Here is a 14888-nt window from a genome sequence, read left to right on the forward strand (position 1 = left end):
GTCCCGGCCGTTCCGGACCACGGCCGGGATGCGGACCGCGGCGAGAACGAAGAGGACCGCCGCCATCAGGAGCTGGATCATCCGAAGACCGAACTGAAGTTGCCCGGCTGGCCGCCGGAGCGGTCCTGGGAGTTGCGGATTCGCGCGGCGAGGCGGTCAGCCAGGAGCTCGGCGGTGACCTCGAGCTCATCGAGGAAATCCGTCCGCTTGAGCGCCTTGACTACGCGCTCCGGGTCGAGGTCCGGGAAGAACGTGCCGGCGTAGTCGACGGACACGATCTCCTGCTCGTGGCGCAGGACCATGTGGGCGAACTCGTGAAGGACAATCTGTTGCCGGTGGACTTCGGAGGCAGCCCGGGCATGCATGATGAGGTCCATGTGATCAAGGCCGAACCAGAGCCCGCAGACTTTATCGGTTGCCCCTTCGATCGGCTTGATGACGATCTTCCGGCCCCTCTGCCGTTCAAGGTGCGCCTGGATTGATGCCAGCGAAACCGGCTCGCTGAGGCGGAGGCTGGCCTCTGCTTCCCGTGCCCGCGACCGGGCGGCGTCGTAATCCATGTTCCGAGTCCTTGGCTGTTGATAGTGCGTCAGCGTGGACACGCCACTTCCTGACGGCCAGGCCTCGCCAGAATCGTATCAGTGCAGGTCAAAGCGTAGTTAGGGACTCGGGGGCGTCAGTGCTCGCCGGAATCCCCGCGGGAGAGTTGCTCGTCGATCAGGTCCCGGATCTGGAGCAGGGTTTCCGGGGAAAGGCCGTCCAGTTGGCGGGCGGCGAAGTTGCGCACCTTATTCGCCCGCATGGAGGCGAGCAAATCAAGCTGCGCCTCCACCCGGGGCGGAAGTTCGTCGTCGCCGTGGATCAGGTAGTTCTCGTTTACGCCGAAGAATTTGGCCAGGTTCTGCAGGAGTTCGACTTTTTTGACGGCCGGCCCCGAGCCCGATCGCATGTAATGCCACCTGGCCCGCGAGAGCGGCGTCCCCGCCGCGGACATGGCGTCCCGGACGTCATTGAAGGTAATTTTCCGGCCCTCGGCTTCGGCGGTATCCAAGAGGATGTTCAGCTTACGGGCCAGGGCTAGACCCGGCGCTGAGGTCGGCTGGTCGTCGCTCACAGTGGCTTCTTTCATCGGACAAATTTCATCAGGCGCGGTTTGTCACAAAACGTCAGGTCGCCTGCGAGTGTAGCAGATTGGACATGTCTAATCTGTTCCGGGTACGCTCAGGGCGAGAATTGGACGTGTCCAATTCTCTGTGTGCTGGGGCGGCAACAGTCCGCCGGCACGTCGTGGTTCGGCCAGGAGTGTGCTTTGGGGGGACGCCTGGCCGGGTCCCGGCGTGGCAATCGGCCCCGCCACGCCGCGGGCCGGGACAGTCCGCGCGGCTCCCGGTCCTCTTGCCACCGGCCCTCCGCAAGAACATAGTTGAGGGAATTCACGAACTCCGCGGCACTAGGCAGGCGACCATGCTGAATATCGGGATTCCGGAAAACGGCTTGCTTCACGGCAAGACCGCCCTGATCTACGGCGGCGGAGGTGCGGTCGGCGGGGCGGTGGCGAGGGCTTTCGCGGCCGACGGCGCCACGGTCCACATTGCCGGGAGGACCGAATCGCGACTGGAAAAAGTAGCCCATGACATTCGTGAGGCCGGCGGCACGGCCGAGACCGCCGTCGTCGACGCCCTGGACGAGGAGCAGGTGGATGCCTTCGTAAGCCGGGTGGCGAAGAAGAGCAAGAGGATCGACATCTCCTTCAACGTGATCTCGTTCGGCGACGTGCAGGAGCCGCTCATGGAAATTGATGTGGATGACTTCACCCGGCCCATCACCCTGGCCGCCCGTACGCACTTCCTTACCACCCGCGCGGCCGCCGCCTACATGGTCAAGCAGCGCTCCGGGGTCGTGCTCATGTTCGGCGGCTCGGGCCCGCAGACCATCCCCGGCCTGGGCGGCTTCAAGGTGGCGCTCGACGCCATGGAGGGGCTGCGCCGGCAGTGGGCCCTCGAGCTGGGAAAACACGGCATCAGGGTGGTCACCATGGTCACCGGCGGCATTATCGAAACCATCCCCTGGCAGGCCGAGGGCCGCGAGGAGATCGTGGTGGAGATTGCCAAGGCCGCGCACTTGAACCGCACGGCCACGCTGACGGACGTCGGAAACGTGGCTTCCTTCATCGTCTCGGACAAGGCCGCGGCCATCACGGACGCGACCGTCAACATCTCCGCCGGCGCGATCGTGGACTACTGACGCCGGCTAAGCCACCAGGTTGGCTGCGGCGACATCCATGTGTTCGAGGACCGTGGTGCGGGCCAGCGTCGCGTTGCCCGTCTCGATGGCCGCGACGATGTCGTGGTGACGGTCCACGCTCATGTTCTTGACGGCCCGCTCGATCCCGGCAAACATGATGGACATCCGAATGGAGCCCTCAAGCGACTCCCAGGAGTGCAGCAGGGTCTCGTTTCCGGTAAGCCGGCACAGTGTCCGGTGGAACTCGAGATCGGATTCAATCCTTTCCTCCAGGCCCGCCTCGGCGGCCGCGGCCATGGCATCCACGGCCGAGCGCAGGGATGCAATCACCGAGGCCCGGTCCGGCAATTCACACAGCGTCCGGACCGCTAGCGATTCGAGCGCCGCCCGGACGGCGAAGATGTCCCGGATTTCCTTGCCGTCCAGGTGCCGCACGGACAGTCGGCCGCGCGGTCCTGCCGACAGCAGTCCTTCCTGTTCCAGCTGGCGCAGGGCCTCGCGCAGTGTTCCCCGGCTGATCTGGAGCATGTCGGAAAGTTCGGTCTCCACCAGATGCCGGCCGGGCTCCAATTCACCGCTCGTGATGGCCGTGCGCAGGGCGGATAGCGCCTGCTCGCGGAGGCTCTTCTTTTCCAGTCCGAGAAGCGGGGCTGTTGCTCCGGCCATGGTGTGTCCTCACTGTCAGTGGTCAACTGTCTACAGTTGGTGTGTTAACAGTTGATGGTACGGCACGGACGCGGGACCGGCAGCTGCCGGCCCCGCGCATCCTCAGGCAAGCTCGGCGAGCACCTGGGCGACGATCCTCTGCACCGAGAGCCCGTACCGTTCGTGCAGGGTGGGCAGCGCGCCGGCGTCGAGGAACTCGTCCGGCAGCGCCACCGGCACCACCCGCTTGCCGAGTCCGGCCGTGACCACAGCCGAGGCGACGGTCTCGAAGAGGCCTCCCACCACGCTGTGGTTCTCCAGCGTGACCGCGAGGCGGTCGGTGTTCAGCTCGGCGAGGACCGTCGCGGTGTCGAACGGCTTGATGGTGGGGGCATGGACGACGGCGACATCCACGTGGTGTGCCGCCAGCGCCTCGGCCGCCTGAAGTGCCCGCATGGTCATGAGCCCGCTGGCGATGAAGACGACGTCATTGCCCCCGCGCAGAACTTTGGCCCTGCCGAGTTCGAACGTGTAGTCGTATTCGTCCAGCACGGTGGGGACGTTGCCGCGCAGCAGCCGCAGGTATGTGGGCCCCTCGCTGGCCGCCAGTTGCGGGACGGCCTGCTCGATGTCCAGGGAGTCGCAGGGGTCCACGATGGTCAGGTTGGGCATGCCCCGGAAGATCGCCATGTCCTCCGTCGCCTGGTGGCTGGGGCCGTAGCCGGTGGTCAGTCCAGGGAGGCCGCCGACGATGTTGACATTGAGGTTCGGCTCGGCGGCGTCCAGGCACAGGAAGTCGTAGGCGCGCCGGGCGGCGAACACCGAGTACGTGGAAGCGAACGGGACCAGGCCCGTCTCCGCCAGGCCGGCCGCGGCGCCGAAGAGCAGCTGCTCGGCCATGCCCATCTGGAAGAAGCGTTCCGGGAACGCCTGGGCGAAGATGTGCATGTCCGTGTACTTGCCCAGGTCCGCGGTCAGTCCCACGATCTTGTCGTTCTCCTGCGCGGCCTTGACCAGGGCGTGCCCGAACGGCGCGGATGTGGTCTTCTGGCCCGGATCCGCGAAGGACGCGATCATGGCCGACGTCTTCAGCTTGGGTGTAGTGGCGGTGCTCATCGGGCGGCCTTTCCTTCGAATCCTGCGGTCAGCTGCTCGCGGCAGAGCTGCCATTCGTGTTCTTCGATGCGCATGAAGTGCGCCTTTTCGCGGTCTTCGAGGAGCGGAACACCGCGGCCCACCTTCGTGTCGCACAGGATCACGGAGGGACGTCCGACGGCGGCGGCTTGGGCGGCCGCGTTGTCGAACGCGGCCAGCAGCGCGCCGACGTCGTTCCCGTCCACGCGCTGGGTGTACCAGCCGAAGGCTTCCCACTTTTCGGTGACGGGCTCGGTGCGCAGCACGGTGTCGGTCTTCCCGTCGGCCTGCAGGGCGTTGATGTCCACCATCGCGGTGAGGTTGCCGAGCTGATGGTGGTGCGCGCCCATTGCGGCCTCCCAGGTGGAGCCTTCGTCGAGTTCGCCGTCGGAGAGGAAGTTGTAGACCCGGGCGTCCGATCCCTGGTACCGCAGACCCAGGGCGGCACCGACGGCGATGGAGAGGCCGTGGCCGAGGGAGCCGCCGGAGATCTCCATCCCGGGCGTGTAGGTGGACATCCCGGACATCGGCAGCCGCGAATTGTCGGAGCCGTAGGTCTCCAGTTCCGTGACCGGGATGATCCCGGCCTCGGCGAGAGCCGCGTAGTGGCCGATCGCGTAGTGGCCGGTGGAGAGCAGGAACCGGTCGCGTTCCTCCCACGCGGGGTCGTCGGCGCGGAACCGGAGCTGGTCCGCGTAGACCGCGGCGAACATATCGGCTGCGCCGAGGGCCTGTCCCACATAGCCCTGGCCCTGGACCTCGCCCATGTTCAGGGCATGGTGCCGGATCCGGAACGCTGCCGCCTGGACCCGTGCGGTCCGCTCCGATGTTGATTCCCCGGAGATCTTGCCGGGCTGGTGCAGTTCGTCGACGGAGGCCATCAGGCGTTCACCGCCTGCGCAGTGTTTTTGGTGGCCTCGTCCGCGAGCTTGCGCTCGCGCTTGCCCCAGGTTTCGCGGGTGGCGACGGCGGCCCACAGGCCGATGGCGGCGTACGTGCCGAAGAGCAGCGCCGGTCCCATCCAGCCGAAGCTGACGAACAGCAGCGTGGTGATGAACGGGGTGAAGCCGGAAACCATGGCCGAGATCTGGTAGGCCAGCGAGGCGCCGGAGGCGCGGGTCTTGGCCTGGAAGAGCTCCGGGAACCAGGCGCCCTGGGCGCCGGCCAGGGAGTTCTGGCACACGGCGTAGGAGATCACGAGGGTGGCGATGATGAAGATGAACAGGCCGGTGTTGACCAGCAGGAACATCGGGACGGCGAACAGCACGGCGAAGGCGCAGGACCAGATGTAGAGCGGCCGGCGGCCGATCCTGTCCGTCAGCCGTGCCCAGGCCTGGGTGGCGAAGATGCCGATGGCGGAGGCGATGCACAAGGCCACGAGCGTCTGGGTCTTGTCGGCCAGGTGCTGGCTGTTCAGGTACGAAATCATGTACGTGACTGACACGGCGTAGCCTGCGGTCTCGGCGATGCGGAGGCCGATGCCTTTCACGATATTGCGCCAGTCGGTCTTGAGGACCTCGGTGATAGGTGACTTCACGATGGAGCCGCTGTCCTTGACTTCGTCAAAGACGGGGGACTCGGGAACCTTGGACCGGATGATCAGGCCGACGATCACCAGCACGATGCTGGCAAGGAAGGGAATGCGCCAGGCGAGTTCGCCGCCGAGCTGGACGCTGACGAGGAACACCAGGTTGGCCAGCAGGAGCCCCACCGGGAAGCCGGCCTGCACGATGCCGGTGTATTTGCCCTTTGACTTCCAGGGTGCGTGCTCGTAGCTCATCAGGATCGCGCCGCCCCATTCCGCGCCGAAAGCCAGGCCCTGGACAATGCGGACGAACACGAGCAAAGCGGGTGCGAGGAGGCCGACCTGGCTGTAGGTGGGGAGCAGGCCGATCAGGAAGGTGGCGACGCCCATCAGGATCAGCGAGGCCACGAGGACGGGCTTGCGGCCGAGCTTGTCGCCGAGGTGGCCGCCGATGATGCCGCCGATCGGGCGGGCCGCAAACCCCACGCCAAGTGTGGCGAACGCGGCCAGTGTTCCCGTCACCGGATCGCCGGTGGGGAAGAACGCCGTGCCGAAGTACAGGGCGGCAGCCGTACCGAAACCAATGAAGTCATAAGTTTCGATGACGGCGCCGACGCCGGAGCCGATCGCGACGCGCCGGGCTTCCTTCGTGCCGTGCACCGGGCCCCGCATGGTGAGAGCTTCGTTGCTCATGTCAATCCCTTTCGAAGAGAGCTGCCGACGCTTACGCACCGACACTGTCGACTGTTAACAGATGATATGCCAGTGTGACCCGCGCCACAGGGAATGTCAACAGTCAACTTCAAAGGTTGACTGTTGACAGTCAAATTTGTAGTGTGGTCCATATCACCACCGCCTCAGGGCGCGACCAGAGGATCAACAACGATGTTCAATTCCCGACTCGGCTGCTCGTCCATCAGCTTCCGCCACCAGGACCTGCCTGAGGCCCTGCGCACCATCGCATGCCTCGGCTTCGAGGAAATAGATCTCGGCGCCCTCCCCGGAGTGTGCGACCACGTTCCCTACGCCCTCGATGCCGAGGCCGTAACCGCCGTGACGGCCGAGGTCGTTGCCTCCGGGCTGCGTGTCCGGTCGGTCAACGGGGACATTGGGGACCTGAACGCCGTGCTCGACGCCGACGCACAGTCCGCCCGGAACCGGCACCTTGACGCGCTCCTCACCTTGGCAGCCGGCACCGGCGCCAAGGCCCTGGTCCTGCCCTGCGGCGCCCTCGGCCACGAGCCCGTCCGCAGTCTCGACGAGGACCTGGACACCATTGCAGCTCAACTCATCGGGGCCAGGCGGCGGGCGGACGGGTTCGGCGTCGAACTCTGGACCGAGTCACTCCACTTCCTGCGGTTCTGCTGGAACCTGGAGCGCGCGGAACTGCTGGCCCGGCGGCTGGCCGACTCCGGCGTCGGGATCGTCATGGACTTCAGCCATATCGTGGCCGCCGGCGAGGACCCGCTGGACTACCTCAAGCGCCATCAGGGCCGGATCGCCCACGTTCACCTGCGCGATGCCGTGCCGGGGAACATTAACCTCAGCATCGGCAACGGCCAGGCCGATTTCGCCGCCGGCCTGGGCGCCCTCGCAGCCGTTGGCTACACCGGCCACTTCTCCCTGGAGTTGGAGACCCGGGACGTCACCCACGGGGAACGCCCGGCCGCGGCCGCCAAGGCCGCCAGCTTCATCACAGACCTTCTCTGACCGTCGATTGCTCCGTAACGGCCCTTTTGGACCCTCAAAACGGCGCTTGTGGAGCAATCGATTCCATCCACAGACACAACCAAGCAATCAAGGAGCATTATGAGCACCATCCAGCGCACCGCCGTCCTCACCGGGGCAACCTCGGACCGAGGCATCGGCATCACCACCGCACGCCGCTACGCCAGCCGGGGCTGGGCCGTGGTGATCCTGGACCTCGACGGCGAGAAGTCCGCCAAGGTCGCTACGGAGATCGGCAACGAGTTCAACGTTCCCGCGTTTGGCTACGAGGTCGACGTAGCCAGCGAGGACTCCGTCATCGCCGCCTACCAGGCTGTGGCGGCCGAGGTCCGCTCCGGCAACCTCCCCGCCGTCGGTGCTTTGGCGAACATCGCCGGCATCACCTCGCCGGTGCCGTTCCTGGAGACCACGCTGGAGCTGTGGAACAAGGTCATGGCCGTGAACTCGACCGGCACGTACCTGGTCACCAAGGCGTTCCTGCCGGATATGATCGCCAGCGGCTGGGGCCGGATCGTTAACATGTCCTCCGTCTCCGCACAGCGCGGCGGCGGCGTCTTCGGCAAGGTCCCGTACTCCGCAGCCAAGGCGGCCATCCTGGGCTTCACCAAGGCCCTGGCCCGCGAAATCGGCAGCACCGGCGTGACCGTCAATGCCATCACCCCCGGCGCCGTGGACACGAACATCCGCGTGGGCAGCACCGAGGAGCAGGAAGCCGCCATCAACGCCGGTATTCCGCTGGGGCGCAACGCCAGTACCGAGGAAATCGCGGCCGTCATCACGTTCCTGTCCTCCGAGGAATCCGCCTACCTCACCGGAACCACCATCGATATCAACGGCGGAAGCCACATCCACTAGCAGTCTCGCCGCTTAGAAGACCGAGAGCAGCTGAAAGAGCCCACGATGACCAGAATATTCAACGACCCGTCCGATTTCGCCGAGGAAGCCCTCGCCGGCTTCTGCGACGTCCATGCGAACCTGGTGCGCCAGGTGCCCGGCGGCGCCGTCCGCCGGCGCCGGCCCCGCCAACCGAAGGTGGCCGTGCTGGCTGGCGGCGGCTCGGGGCATTACCCGGCCTTCGCCGGGCTCATCGGCACCGGACTGGCCGACGGCGCCGTCGTCGGAAATATCTTTACCTCGCCGTCCGCGCAGCAGGCGTACTCCGTTGCGAAGGCCGCGGACAGCGGCGCCGGAGTGGTCTTCGCCTATGGCAACTACGCCGGCGACGTCATGAACTTCGGCCTGGCCAGCGAGCGGCTGGCCGCCGAGGGGATCCAGGTGGACAACGTGCTGGTGATGGACGGCATCGCCAGCGCACCGCCGTCGGAAGCCGGCAAGCGCCGCGGCATCGCCGGTGACTTCACCGTCTTCAAGATCATGGGCGCGGCCGCCGAGGCCGGCGAGACACTGCCCGAGGTGGTTCGCCTGGGCCGGAAGGCCAACGATTTGACCCGCAGCATCGGCAGCGCCTTCAGCGGCTGCACCTTTCCCGGCGCCGACGCTCCGCTGTTCACGCTCGGGGACAAGATGATGGGGCTCGGCCTGGGCATCCACGGCGAGCCCGGACTGTTCGACACCGAGCTGCCGCCCGCGCGGAAGCTGGGACAGGAACTCGTAGCCCGTGTGCTGGCGGAGACGCCCCATGGTGCCGGCCGGCGGATCGCCGTGCTCCTGAACGGGCTCGGCTCCACGAAACAGGAAGAGCTGTTCGTTCTGTGGCTCAGCGTCGCACCGCTGCTTCGCGCCGCCGGCTACACGCTGGTGATGCCGGAAGTCGGCGAACTCGTCACAAGCCTGGACATGGCCGGCGTTTCCTTGACCGTGACGTGGCTCGATGACGAACTTGAGCCGCTCTGGACCGCTCCCGCCGAGACCCCCGCCTACCGGCGGGGGAATGCCGCCCTCCCCGACGGCGAGGCCGACGAGTCGACGCCGGCCGAGGACACTGCGGTGCCGGAGGCCTTCGCCGCGGCAAACCCTTCACGTGAGTACGCCGGGCAATGTGTCGCTGCCCTGCTGGCGGCCCGCGAGGCACTCCACGACGCCGAGAAAACCCTCGGCGACCTCGACGCCATCGCCGGCGACGGCGACCACGGACGGGGCATGGTCCGCGGCATTGATGCGGCCTGGGCCGCCGCCACCGGGGCCGCGTCCCGCGGCGCCGGTGCCGGGGCCGTCCTGGTCACCGCTGGCGACGCCTGGGCGGACAACGCCGGTGGCACCTCCGGCGTGCTGTGGGGCGCCGGCCTGCGGGCCTTCGGCGAGTCCCTCGGCGACGACCACGTGCCCGGAGCGGCCGAACTGGCGGCGGCCGTGACTGCCTTTGCCGCCCGGATCGCCGAGCTCGGCAAGGCCGACGTCGGCGACAAGACCATGGTGGACGCGCTAGTCCCGTTTGCCGAGACCTTCAGCCGGCTCGCCAGCGAAGGGGCGGGGGCGGATGCCGGCTGGGCGGAAGCGGCGAGCGAGGCTGCCTCCGCGGCGCAGGCCACCGCGGCCCTGCGTCCACTGAAGGGACGGGCGCGGCCCCTGGCGGAAAAGAGCATCGGCACACCTGACCCCGGAGCCACGTCCCTGGCGATGGTGTTCAATGTGTTCGGTCCACACCTTGCCGGTGTACGGCAGCCCGCGGGGGCACGCCCGTGAGCCCGGGGGCTGGGCTCCGGCTCATTGTGGGCGCGGACGAAGCCGGTGTGGACTACAAGGACCAGATCCTGGCGGACCTCCGGGCGGATCCGAGGGTCGCGAAAGTCATCGACATTGGGGTCAACCGTGGCGACGCCCCGGAGCACTTCGCCAAGCCTTACCCGTACGTGGGCATCGCCGCGGGGGAACTGATCCGGGACGGGCAGGCGGACCGGGCCATCCTGTTCTGCGGTACCGGGATCGGCGTCGCCATTGCCGCCAACAAGGTGGACGGCATCCGGGCTGCGACCGCCCATGACTCCTTCAGCGTGGAACGCTCCGTGCTCTCCAACGACTGCCAGGTCCTCACGATGGGCCAGCGCGTTGTGGGGCTGGAGCTGGCGCGGCGGCTCGCGCGGGAATGGATCGGCTACAGCTTCGATCCCTCGTCCGCCTCCGCGGATAAAGTCAAGGTGCTCACGGACTTCGAGGGCTGCTGAACCCCGGCTAGTCCACACTGACCATGATCCGCTGCACCACGTTGTTGCCCATGCCCTGGTAGTTCCACGCCGGTTCCAGCGGCTGCACCGCGCCGCTGGCGTCGGTGGCACGGCAGGAGAGCTCATGTTCGCCGGGATCAGCCACCCACGGCATCGACCACGCGCACCAGGCGAACGGCGCGGCCGGGTGCTCCAGATGGGCCGCGGCCCACTTCCCGTCGATCCCGACGTCGACGCGCTGCACGGCGCCCTCCCCGGACCACGCCCGGCCGGTCAGCATCACCGGTCCGCGGGGCAGGACCCGGCGCCGGGTGAAGAAATCCGGGACGCCCGGGGGAACCATGAGCGAGCGGACCTTTATCCACGTGACCGGGGTGCCGGGATCGTCAGCATCCTGCTGGTAGCGGTAGGCCACGGACTGCTGGAAACCGTCGTAGGGCTTGGTCAGTACCCTGATCGAGGACAGCCACTTCACGCTCGCCATGCCGTACCAGCCGGGCACCACCAGCCGGAGCGGATAGCCGTGCTGCGGCGGCAGGTCCGCGCCGTTCATCCGGTAGGCGAGCACGACGTCGGGCCGCAGGGCCTCGTCGATCGGCAGGCTCCGGGCGAACTGCTGGGCGACGCCGCCCTGGATGCCGCTGTCTGCCCCCGTGAAGAGCACCTCGACGGCGTCGTCCTCCACGCCGGCCTGGGTCAGGAGGTAGGCGAGCGGGACGCCGGTCCACGCCGCGGTGCCGACACCTTCCAGGACCCACGGCTGGCTCAACGGGCGGGGCCGCAGCAGGGACCGGCCGTTGCCGGCGCACTCCAGGGTGACCGGGAGGGTAATGCTCGGTGCCCGGCGCAGGGCCCGCATGCTCAGCTCCACGGCCCGCTGCACCGCGCCGCCGATCTGCAGATGCCAGTGCTCGACGTCGATGAACGGGATGTCGAAGTGCGTGAGCACATAGTGCAGCCCGGGCGGAGTGGTGTCGATCTGCAGGGCCTCGAGCGGCATGGAATGATTCCGCACGGCGAGCTGTAGCTCGTCCGCTGTCAGCGGGCCGTGGCTGGGCTCGCCGGAATGCGGCGCGAGTCTCCGGTCCTGCCGTCGCGGACTCTTCAGGACGCCGGAGCGTCTGGACATTTGCTTTGGCATGGCGTTGCGATTCTTCTCCGCACCGGCCCGTTTCTGGCCGATGTCACCTGAAATCAGGTCTACGCCGCAGCCCGGAAACCGTCAACACCGGGCTACAGCGTGTGCGCCTCGGCCAGGAACTGTTCCAGGCTCAGCGGTTCCCGCCCCGTCAGCTCATGCACTGCCGACGTCGGGCCCGCCAGCTCTCCGGCCGCGATGGCCGTGTACGTGCTCACCCAGGCGTCCACCTGCCACGGCGGCGCACCGAAGGAGGCGCGCGACGCGTAAGCCTCCTCGAGGGTCTCGTTGTGGAACGTGATGGCCCGGCCGGTTCCGGCGGTCAGCAGTTCCGCGCCGCGGGCCAGCGAGATGTTCTCCGGGCCCGTCAGATCATAGGTCCGTCGCACGTGCAGGGCCGGGTCCCGCAGCACGGTGACGGCCGAGCGGGCAACGTCCGCCCGCGCCACGGCCGCCATCACGCCATCCCCGGCCGGGCCGCGGATGACGCCGTCTTCCCCGGCCAGCAGGGGCAGGAAGTCCAGATAGAAGTTGTCCCGCAGGAACGTGTAGTCCATACCGGAGGCCTTGATGCGCTCCTCCGTCGCGAAGTGGTCCCGGCCCAGCGTGAACGTGGAGTCCGGCGCCGCGCCGAAGAACGAGGTGTACACGATGTGCCGGACGCCCGCCGCGGCCGCTGCGTCGACGAAAGCGTAGTGCTGCTGCAGCCGGTCCTCGGCCTCGGCGGCGGAGACCATGAACAGCGTTGTCGCCCCGACCAGCGCCGCCTTCGTCCGCTCCTGATCGGCGTAGGTGGTCACAAAGGGGACGGCACCTTCGAGGTCAGGCGCCCGGGCGGAGTCCCGCACCAGGAGCCGTTGTCGGCTTCCGGCCGCGGCCAGCAGCCTGGCCACCAGGCCGCCCAGGTGGCCGGTGGACCCGGTGACGGCGAGTTCGGGCGCGTTGGGCATGGCCTAGGCCTCGCGGGATGCGGGTGATTTGGTCTGCGCGGGGTCGCGTTCGGCCAGCGGGCCGATGACGGCGTCGATCTTGTCCATGATCACCGGGTCCAGCTTCACGCCCGCGGCGGCCACGTTTTTCGCGATCTGCTCCGGCCGGGACGCGCCCATGATCGCCGAGGCCACGTTCTTGTTCTGCAGCACCCAGGCGATGCTGAGCTGCGCCATGGTCAGCCCGGCCTCCTCCGCGATCGGTTTGAGCTGCTGGACGCCGGTGAGGACCTCGTTGGACATCCAGCGCTCGATCATCCGCGAACCGCCCTTTGAATCCGTGGCGCGGCTGCCCTCGGGGGCCGGCCTGCCGGGGTGGTACTTGCCGCTCAGCACGCCCTGCGCGATCGGGGACCAGACGATCTGGGACAGGCCCAGCTCGGCCGACGCCGGAATCACCTCGGCCTCGATCACCCGCCACAGCATGGAGTACTGCGGCTGGTTGGAGATCAGCTGGAAGCCCAGTTCCTTGGCGAGGGCATGGCCGTCGCGGATCTGGTTGGCCGTCCACTCGCTGACCCCGATGTACAGGGCCTTGCCCTGCCGCACGATGTCCGCGAAGGCCTGCATGGTCTCTTCCAGCGGCGTCTCGTAGTCGTAGCGGTGGGCCTGGTAGAGGTCCACGTAGTCGGTCTGCAGCCGCCTGAGGGAGCCGTTGATGGATTCCATGATGTGCTTGCGGGACAGGCCAAGATCGTTGTGGCCCTTGGGCCCGGTGGGGCCGAACACCTTCGTGAAGACTTCCAGCGACTCCCGGCGCTCGTCCTTCAAGGCTGCGCCGAGGACCGTCTCCGCCGCGGTGTTGGCGTAGACGTCGGCCGTGTCGAAGGTGCTGATACCGGCGTCGAGCGCCGCCCGCACGCACTGGGTGGCGACGTCGTTCTCCACCTGGGAGCCATGGGTCAGCCAGTTGCCAAACGTAATTTCTGAAATCTTGAAGCCGCTGTTCCCGAGGTATCTGAATTCCATGGGTTCCAACGTAGCGGACTTGCCTGCCCGGGGTAAGGGCTCAGCCGGCCTTGCGCTCCTGGGCCGGCTGTTTAGCCTTCCCGGCCGGAAGAGTGCCGCGCAACGACACCAGGGAGCCGGTATCCAGTAGAGACTTCGCCGCGGGCATGGGCGGCTTTTTGAACGCCCGCGGGACGACGCCAAGCGTTCCATTGGTGTCCGTGGCCGACTGCACGAGGGCTGAGACTTCCTTGATGTCCCGTGCCGGTGCCATGGGGTTGGGCAGGTCCCGGACGGTGACACGGACGGCCGGGCCGGCTTCGGCCCTGGCCCTTGCGGCGGCGCGGGCATCTGCCCGGGCCACGGCGGCCGCCCACTCCGGCGACAACGCCGGCTCCTTCTTGCCTGTATTCCGGGCAGGGCGGCGCGGTTTCATCGTCGCGGCCGGGCGCGCGGGCTTTGCGGTCTTGGCCGGCTCGTTACGAATCCGCTCTTCCCGTACTGCATGTTCCCGTGCTGCGGGGATTCCGCGGAGGAGCCCGGCGGCGGCCAGGACCACGACAGCAGCCAGCCGGCCGATGCCTGCGAGCACGAGGGTGGCGGCGAAGACCATGAAGAGACCGAGGAACATGAAGAACGCCACGCCGAGGGTCCCGAAAAAAGTCAGGTTCAGCGCAATGGTTGTTGGATCTTCCATGTCACCTCTCCTTGCCGGCCTGCTGCAGCGTGGTCCCTGCCGCAAGCACGTGGCAGGCAGGAGCCCCCTTAACAATACGTACTTTTCGCCGGCTCCGTGCCGCCCCGGGCGGTCCCGGCGAAGATGTGTCGAAGCCGTTATCCGCGGGCGGGGCACGGCCCTGCCGCCCCGGCGTCTATAGTCAAAGACAGCCCCGCCGGCGTCGTCCGGCCCGCCGGAAGGACACCTTGTGACGCACGCCGCAGCAGCCGATTCCGAGCGCGCCGGCGCGTCTGGCGCGGACCGGTCCGTGAACCGTCCGGCCGCGCTGTATGAGGGGAACTGCCCGTGCCTGTCCGGCGAACAGTATGTGCACTGCTGCGGGCGGTTCCATCGCGGAGATGCCGAGGCGGCGACGGCGGAGCAGCTCATGCGCTCCCGGTACAGCGCCTTCGTGGTCCGGGACGCAGGTTACTTGCTCCGGACCTGGCACCCGGACACGCGGCCCGCGGAGATGGAGTTTGATGCCGGCATGCAGTGGCGCCGCCTCGACATCCTCTCCACCAGCCGGGGCGGCCCGCTGGACAGTGAAGGCGTGGTGGAATTCGCCGCGCACTACCGGCACGAGGGCGAACGCGCTGTGCAGCGCGAAACCAGCCGTTTTGTCCGGGTGGGCGGGCGCTGGTATTACCTGTCCGGCGTCGTGTCCGGCTGACGCCTCCGGGCTAGCGGCGCCAGG

16 protein-coding genes are annotated in these 14888 nt (G+C 67.7%); 6 read left to right on the top strand and 10 right to left on the bottom strand.

Annotated features, from left to right (window positions below; all coding sequences use genetic code 11):
- Nucleotides 1-77: 77 nt before the first annotated feature.
- Both MRBLAR12_RS07310 and MRBLAR12_RS07315 read right to left on the bottom strand, forming a co-directional pair.
- On the bottom strand, nt 78-560 hold the full coding sequence (locus MRBLAR12_RS07310; protein ID WP_229994233.1) for a hypothetical protein: 483 nt from the start codon (nt 558-560) through the stop codon (nt 78-80).
- A gap of 116 nt (nt 561-676) precedes the next feature.
- Complete coding sequence (locus MRBLAR12_RS07315) at nt 677-1129, bottom strand: hypothetical protein (RefSeq protein WP_229994232.1); 453 nt, start codon at nt 1127-1129, stop codon at nt 677-679.
- A 335-nt stretch (nt 1130-1464) separates the two neighbouring features.
- Here MRBLAR12_RS07315 and MRBLAR12_RS07320 point away from each other — a divergent pair, with 335 nt between their 5' ends.
- Complete coding sequence (locus MRBLAR12_RS07320) at nt 1465-2244, top strand: SDR family NAD(P)-dependent oxidoreductase (RefSeq protein ID WP_229994231.1); 780 nt, start codon at nt 1465-1467, stop codon at nt 2242-2244.
- A gap of 6 nt (nt 2245-2250) precedes the next feature.
- Here the strand turns inward: MRBLAR12_RS07320 and MRBLAR12_RS07325 are convergent, their stop codons facing one another.
- From MRBLAR12_RS07325 to MRBLAR12_RS07340, 4 genes are all read right to left on the bottom strand, one after another.
- Nucleotides 2251-2910: a GntR family transcriptional regulator gene (locus tag MRBLAR12_RS07325; protein ID WP_229994230.1), complete on the bottom strand. Its 660-nt coding sequence runs from the start codon at nt 2908-2910 to the stop codon at nt 2251-2253.
- Nucleotides 2911-3012: 102 nt separating this feature from the next.
- On the bottom strand, nt 3013-4005 hold the full coding sequence (locus tag MRBLAR12_RS07330; RefSeq protein WP_364744804.1) for a transketolase family protein: 993 nt from the start codon (nt 4003-4005) through the stop codon (nt 3013-3015).
- Nucleotides 4002-4904 carry a transketolase gene (locus MRBLAR12_RS07335; protein ID WP_364744807.1) on the bottom strand — a complete coding sequence of 301 codons (903 nt, stop codon included), beginning with the start codon at nt 4902-4904 and terminating at the stop codon, nt 4002-4004. Before MRBLAR12_RS07335 ends, MRBLAR12_RS07330 begins: the two co-directional genes overlap by 4 nt.
- On the bottom strand, nt 4904-6241 hold the full coding sequence (locus tag MRBLAR12_RS07340) for an MFS transporter (RefSeq protein ID WP_364744810.1): 1338 nt from the start codon (nt 6239-6241) through the stop codon (nt 4904-4906). Before MRBLAR12_RS07340 ends, MRBLAR12_RS07335 begins: the two co-directional genes overlap by 1 nt.
- A 192-nt stretch (nt 6242-6433) precedes the next feature.
- On the opposite strand from MRBLAR12_RS07340, the gene MRBLAR12_RS07345 reads away from it, so the two are divergent.
- The 4 genes from MRBLAR12_RS07345 to MRBLAR12_RS07360 all read left to right on the top strand — a co-directional run bounded on the left by MRBLAR12_RS07345 (nt 6434) and on the right by MRBLAR12_RS07360 (nt 10398).
- Nucleotides 6434-7258 (top strand): sugar phosphate isomerase/epimerase family protein, encoded by an 825-nt coding sequence (locus tag MRBLAR12_RS07345; protein ID WP_229994227.1) that lies wholly within the window; start codon nt 6434-6436, stop codon nt 7256-7258.
- Nucleotides 7259-7357: 99 nt separating this feature from the next.
- Nucleotides 7358-8131, top strand: coding sequence for an SDR family NAD(P)-dependent oxidoreductase (locus MRBLAR12_RS07350; protein ID WP_229994226.1), 774 nt, complete (start codon nt 7358-7360; stop codon nt 8129-8131).
- 45 nt (nt 8132-8176) lie between these two features.
- Entirely contained in the window at nt 8177-9919 is a 1743-nt protein-coding gene (locus MRBLAR12_RS07355) for a dihydroxyacetone kinase family protein (RefSeq protein WP_364744813.1), read from the top strand.
- Complete coding sequence (locus MRBLAR12_RS07360) at nt 9916-10398, top strand: RpiB/LacA/LacB family sugar-phosphate isomerase (RefSeq protein WP_229994224.1); 483 nt, start codon at nt 9916-9918, stop codon at nt 10396-10398. Before MRBLAR12_RS07355 ends, MRBLAR12_RS07360 begins: the two co-directional genes overlap by 4 nt.
- A gap of 7 nt (nt 10399-10405) precedes the next feature.
- Here MRBLAR12_RS07360 and MRBLAR12_RS07365 read toward each other — a convergent pair whose 3' ends face one another.
- The 4 genes from MRBLAR12_RS07365 to MRBLAR12_RS07380 form a co-directional block, all read right to left on the bottom strand.
- Complete coding sequence (locus MRBLAR12_RS07365) at nt 10406-11539, bottom strand: sulfite oxidase (protein ID WP_414645475.1); 1134 nt, start codon at nt 11537-11539, stop codon at nt 10406-10408.
- Between the two features lie 92 nt (nt 11540-11631).
- Nucleotides 11632-12486: an SDR family oxidoreductase gene (locus MRBLAR12_RS07370; RefSeq protein ID WP_229994223.1), complete on the bottom strand. Its 855-nt coding sequence runs from the start codon at nt 12484-12486 to the stop codon at nt 11632-11634.
- 3 nt (nt 12487-12489) lie between these two features.
- Nucleotides 12490-13494, bottom strand: coding sequence for an aldo/keto reductase family protein (locus MRBLAR12_RS07375; protein WP_229994222.1), 1005 nt, complete (start codon nt 13492-13494; stop codon nt 12490-12492).
- 40 nt (nt 13495-13534) lie between these two features.
- Nucleotides 13535-14170: a hypothetical protein gene (locus MRBLAR12_RS07380; protein ID WP_229994221.1), complete on the bottom strand. Its 636-nt coding sequence runs from the start codon at nt 14168-14170 to the stop codon at nt 13535-13537.
- Nucleotides 14171-14459: 289 nt separating this feature from the next.
- On the opposite strand from MRBLAR12_RS07380, the gene MRBLAR12_RS07385 reads away from it, so the two are divergent.
- Entirely contained in the window at nt 14460-14864 is a 405-nt protein-coding gene (locus MRBLAR12_RS07385; RefSeq protein ID WP_229994245.1) for a YchJ family protein, read from the top strand.
- The last annotated feature ends 24 nt before the right edge of the window (nt 14865-14888 follow it).

This window comes from Arthrobacter sp. LAR12-1-1.1 (genome assembly GCF_040676555.1).
Taxonomy (GTDB): domain Bacteria; phylum Actinomycetota; class Actinomycetes; order Actinomycetales; family Micrococcaceae; genus Arthrobacter.

Bases quoted from the DNA above. Each gene is read 5' to 3' on its own strand.
- MRBLAR12_RS07310 (WP_229994233.1), bottom strand. From the start codon at position 560: ATGGATTACGACGCCGCCCGGTCGCGGGCACGGGAAGCAGAGGCCAGC.
- MRBLAR12_RS07315 (WP_229994232.1), bottom strand. From the start codon at position 1,129: ATGAAAGAAGCCACTGTGAGCGACGACCAGCCGACCTCAGCGCCGGGT.
- MRBLAR12_RS07320 (WP_229994231.1), top strand. From the start codon at position 1,465: ATGCTGAATATCGGGATTCCGGAAAACGGCTTGCTTCACGGCAAGACC.
- MRBLAR12_RS07325 (WP_229994230.1), bottom strand. From the start codon at position 2,910: ATGGCCGGAGCAACAGCCCCGCTTCTCGGACTGGAAAAGAAGAGCCTC.
- MRBLAR12_RS07330 (WP_364744804.1), bottom strand. From the start codon at position 4,005: ATGAGCACCGCCACTACACCCAAGCTGAAGACGTCGGCCATGATCGCG.
- MRBLAR12_RS07335 (WP_364744807.1), bottom strand. From the start codon at position 4,904: ATGGCCTCCGTCGACGAACTGCACCAGCCCGGCAAGATCTCCGGGGAA.
- MRBLAR12_RS07340 (WP_364744810.1), bottom strand. From the start codon at position 6,241: ATGAGCAACGAAGCTCTCACCATGCGGGGCCCGGTGCACGGCACGAAG.
- MRBLAR12_RS07345 (WP_229994227.1), top strand. From the start codon at position 6,434: ATGTTCAATTCCCGACTCGGCTGCTCGTCCATCAGCTTCCGCCACCAG.
- MRBLAR12_RS07350 (WP_229994226.1), top strand. From the start codon at position 7,358: ATGAGCACCATCCAGCGCACCGCCGTCCTCACCGGGGCAACCTCGGAC.
- MRBLAR12_RS07355 (WP_364744813.1), top strand. From the start codon at position 8,177: ATGACCAGAATATTCAACGACCCGTCCGATTTCGCCGAGGAAGCCCTC.
- MRBLAR12_RS07365 (WP_414645475.1), bottom strand. From the start codon at position 11,539: ATGCCAAAGCAAATGTCCAGACGCTCCGGCGTCCTGAAGAGTCCGCGA.
- MRBLAR12_RS07370 (WP_229994223.1), bottom strand. From the start codon at position 12,486: ATGCCCAACGCGCCCGAACTCGCCGTCACCGGGTCCACCGGCCACCTG.
- MRBLAR12_RS07375 (WP_229994222.1), bottom strand. From the start codon at position 13,494: ATGGAATTCAGATACCTCGGGAACAGCGGCTTCAAGATTTCAGAAATT.
- MRBLAR12_RS07380 (WP_229994221.1), bottom strand. From the start codon at position 14,170: ATGGAAGATCCAACAACCATTGCGCTGAACCTGACTTTTTTCGGGACC.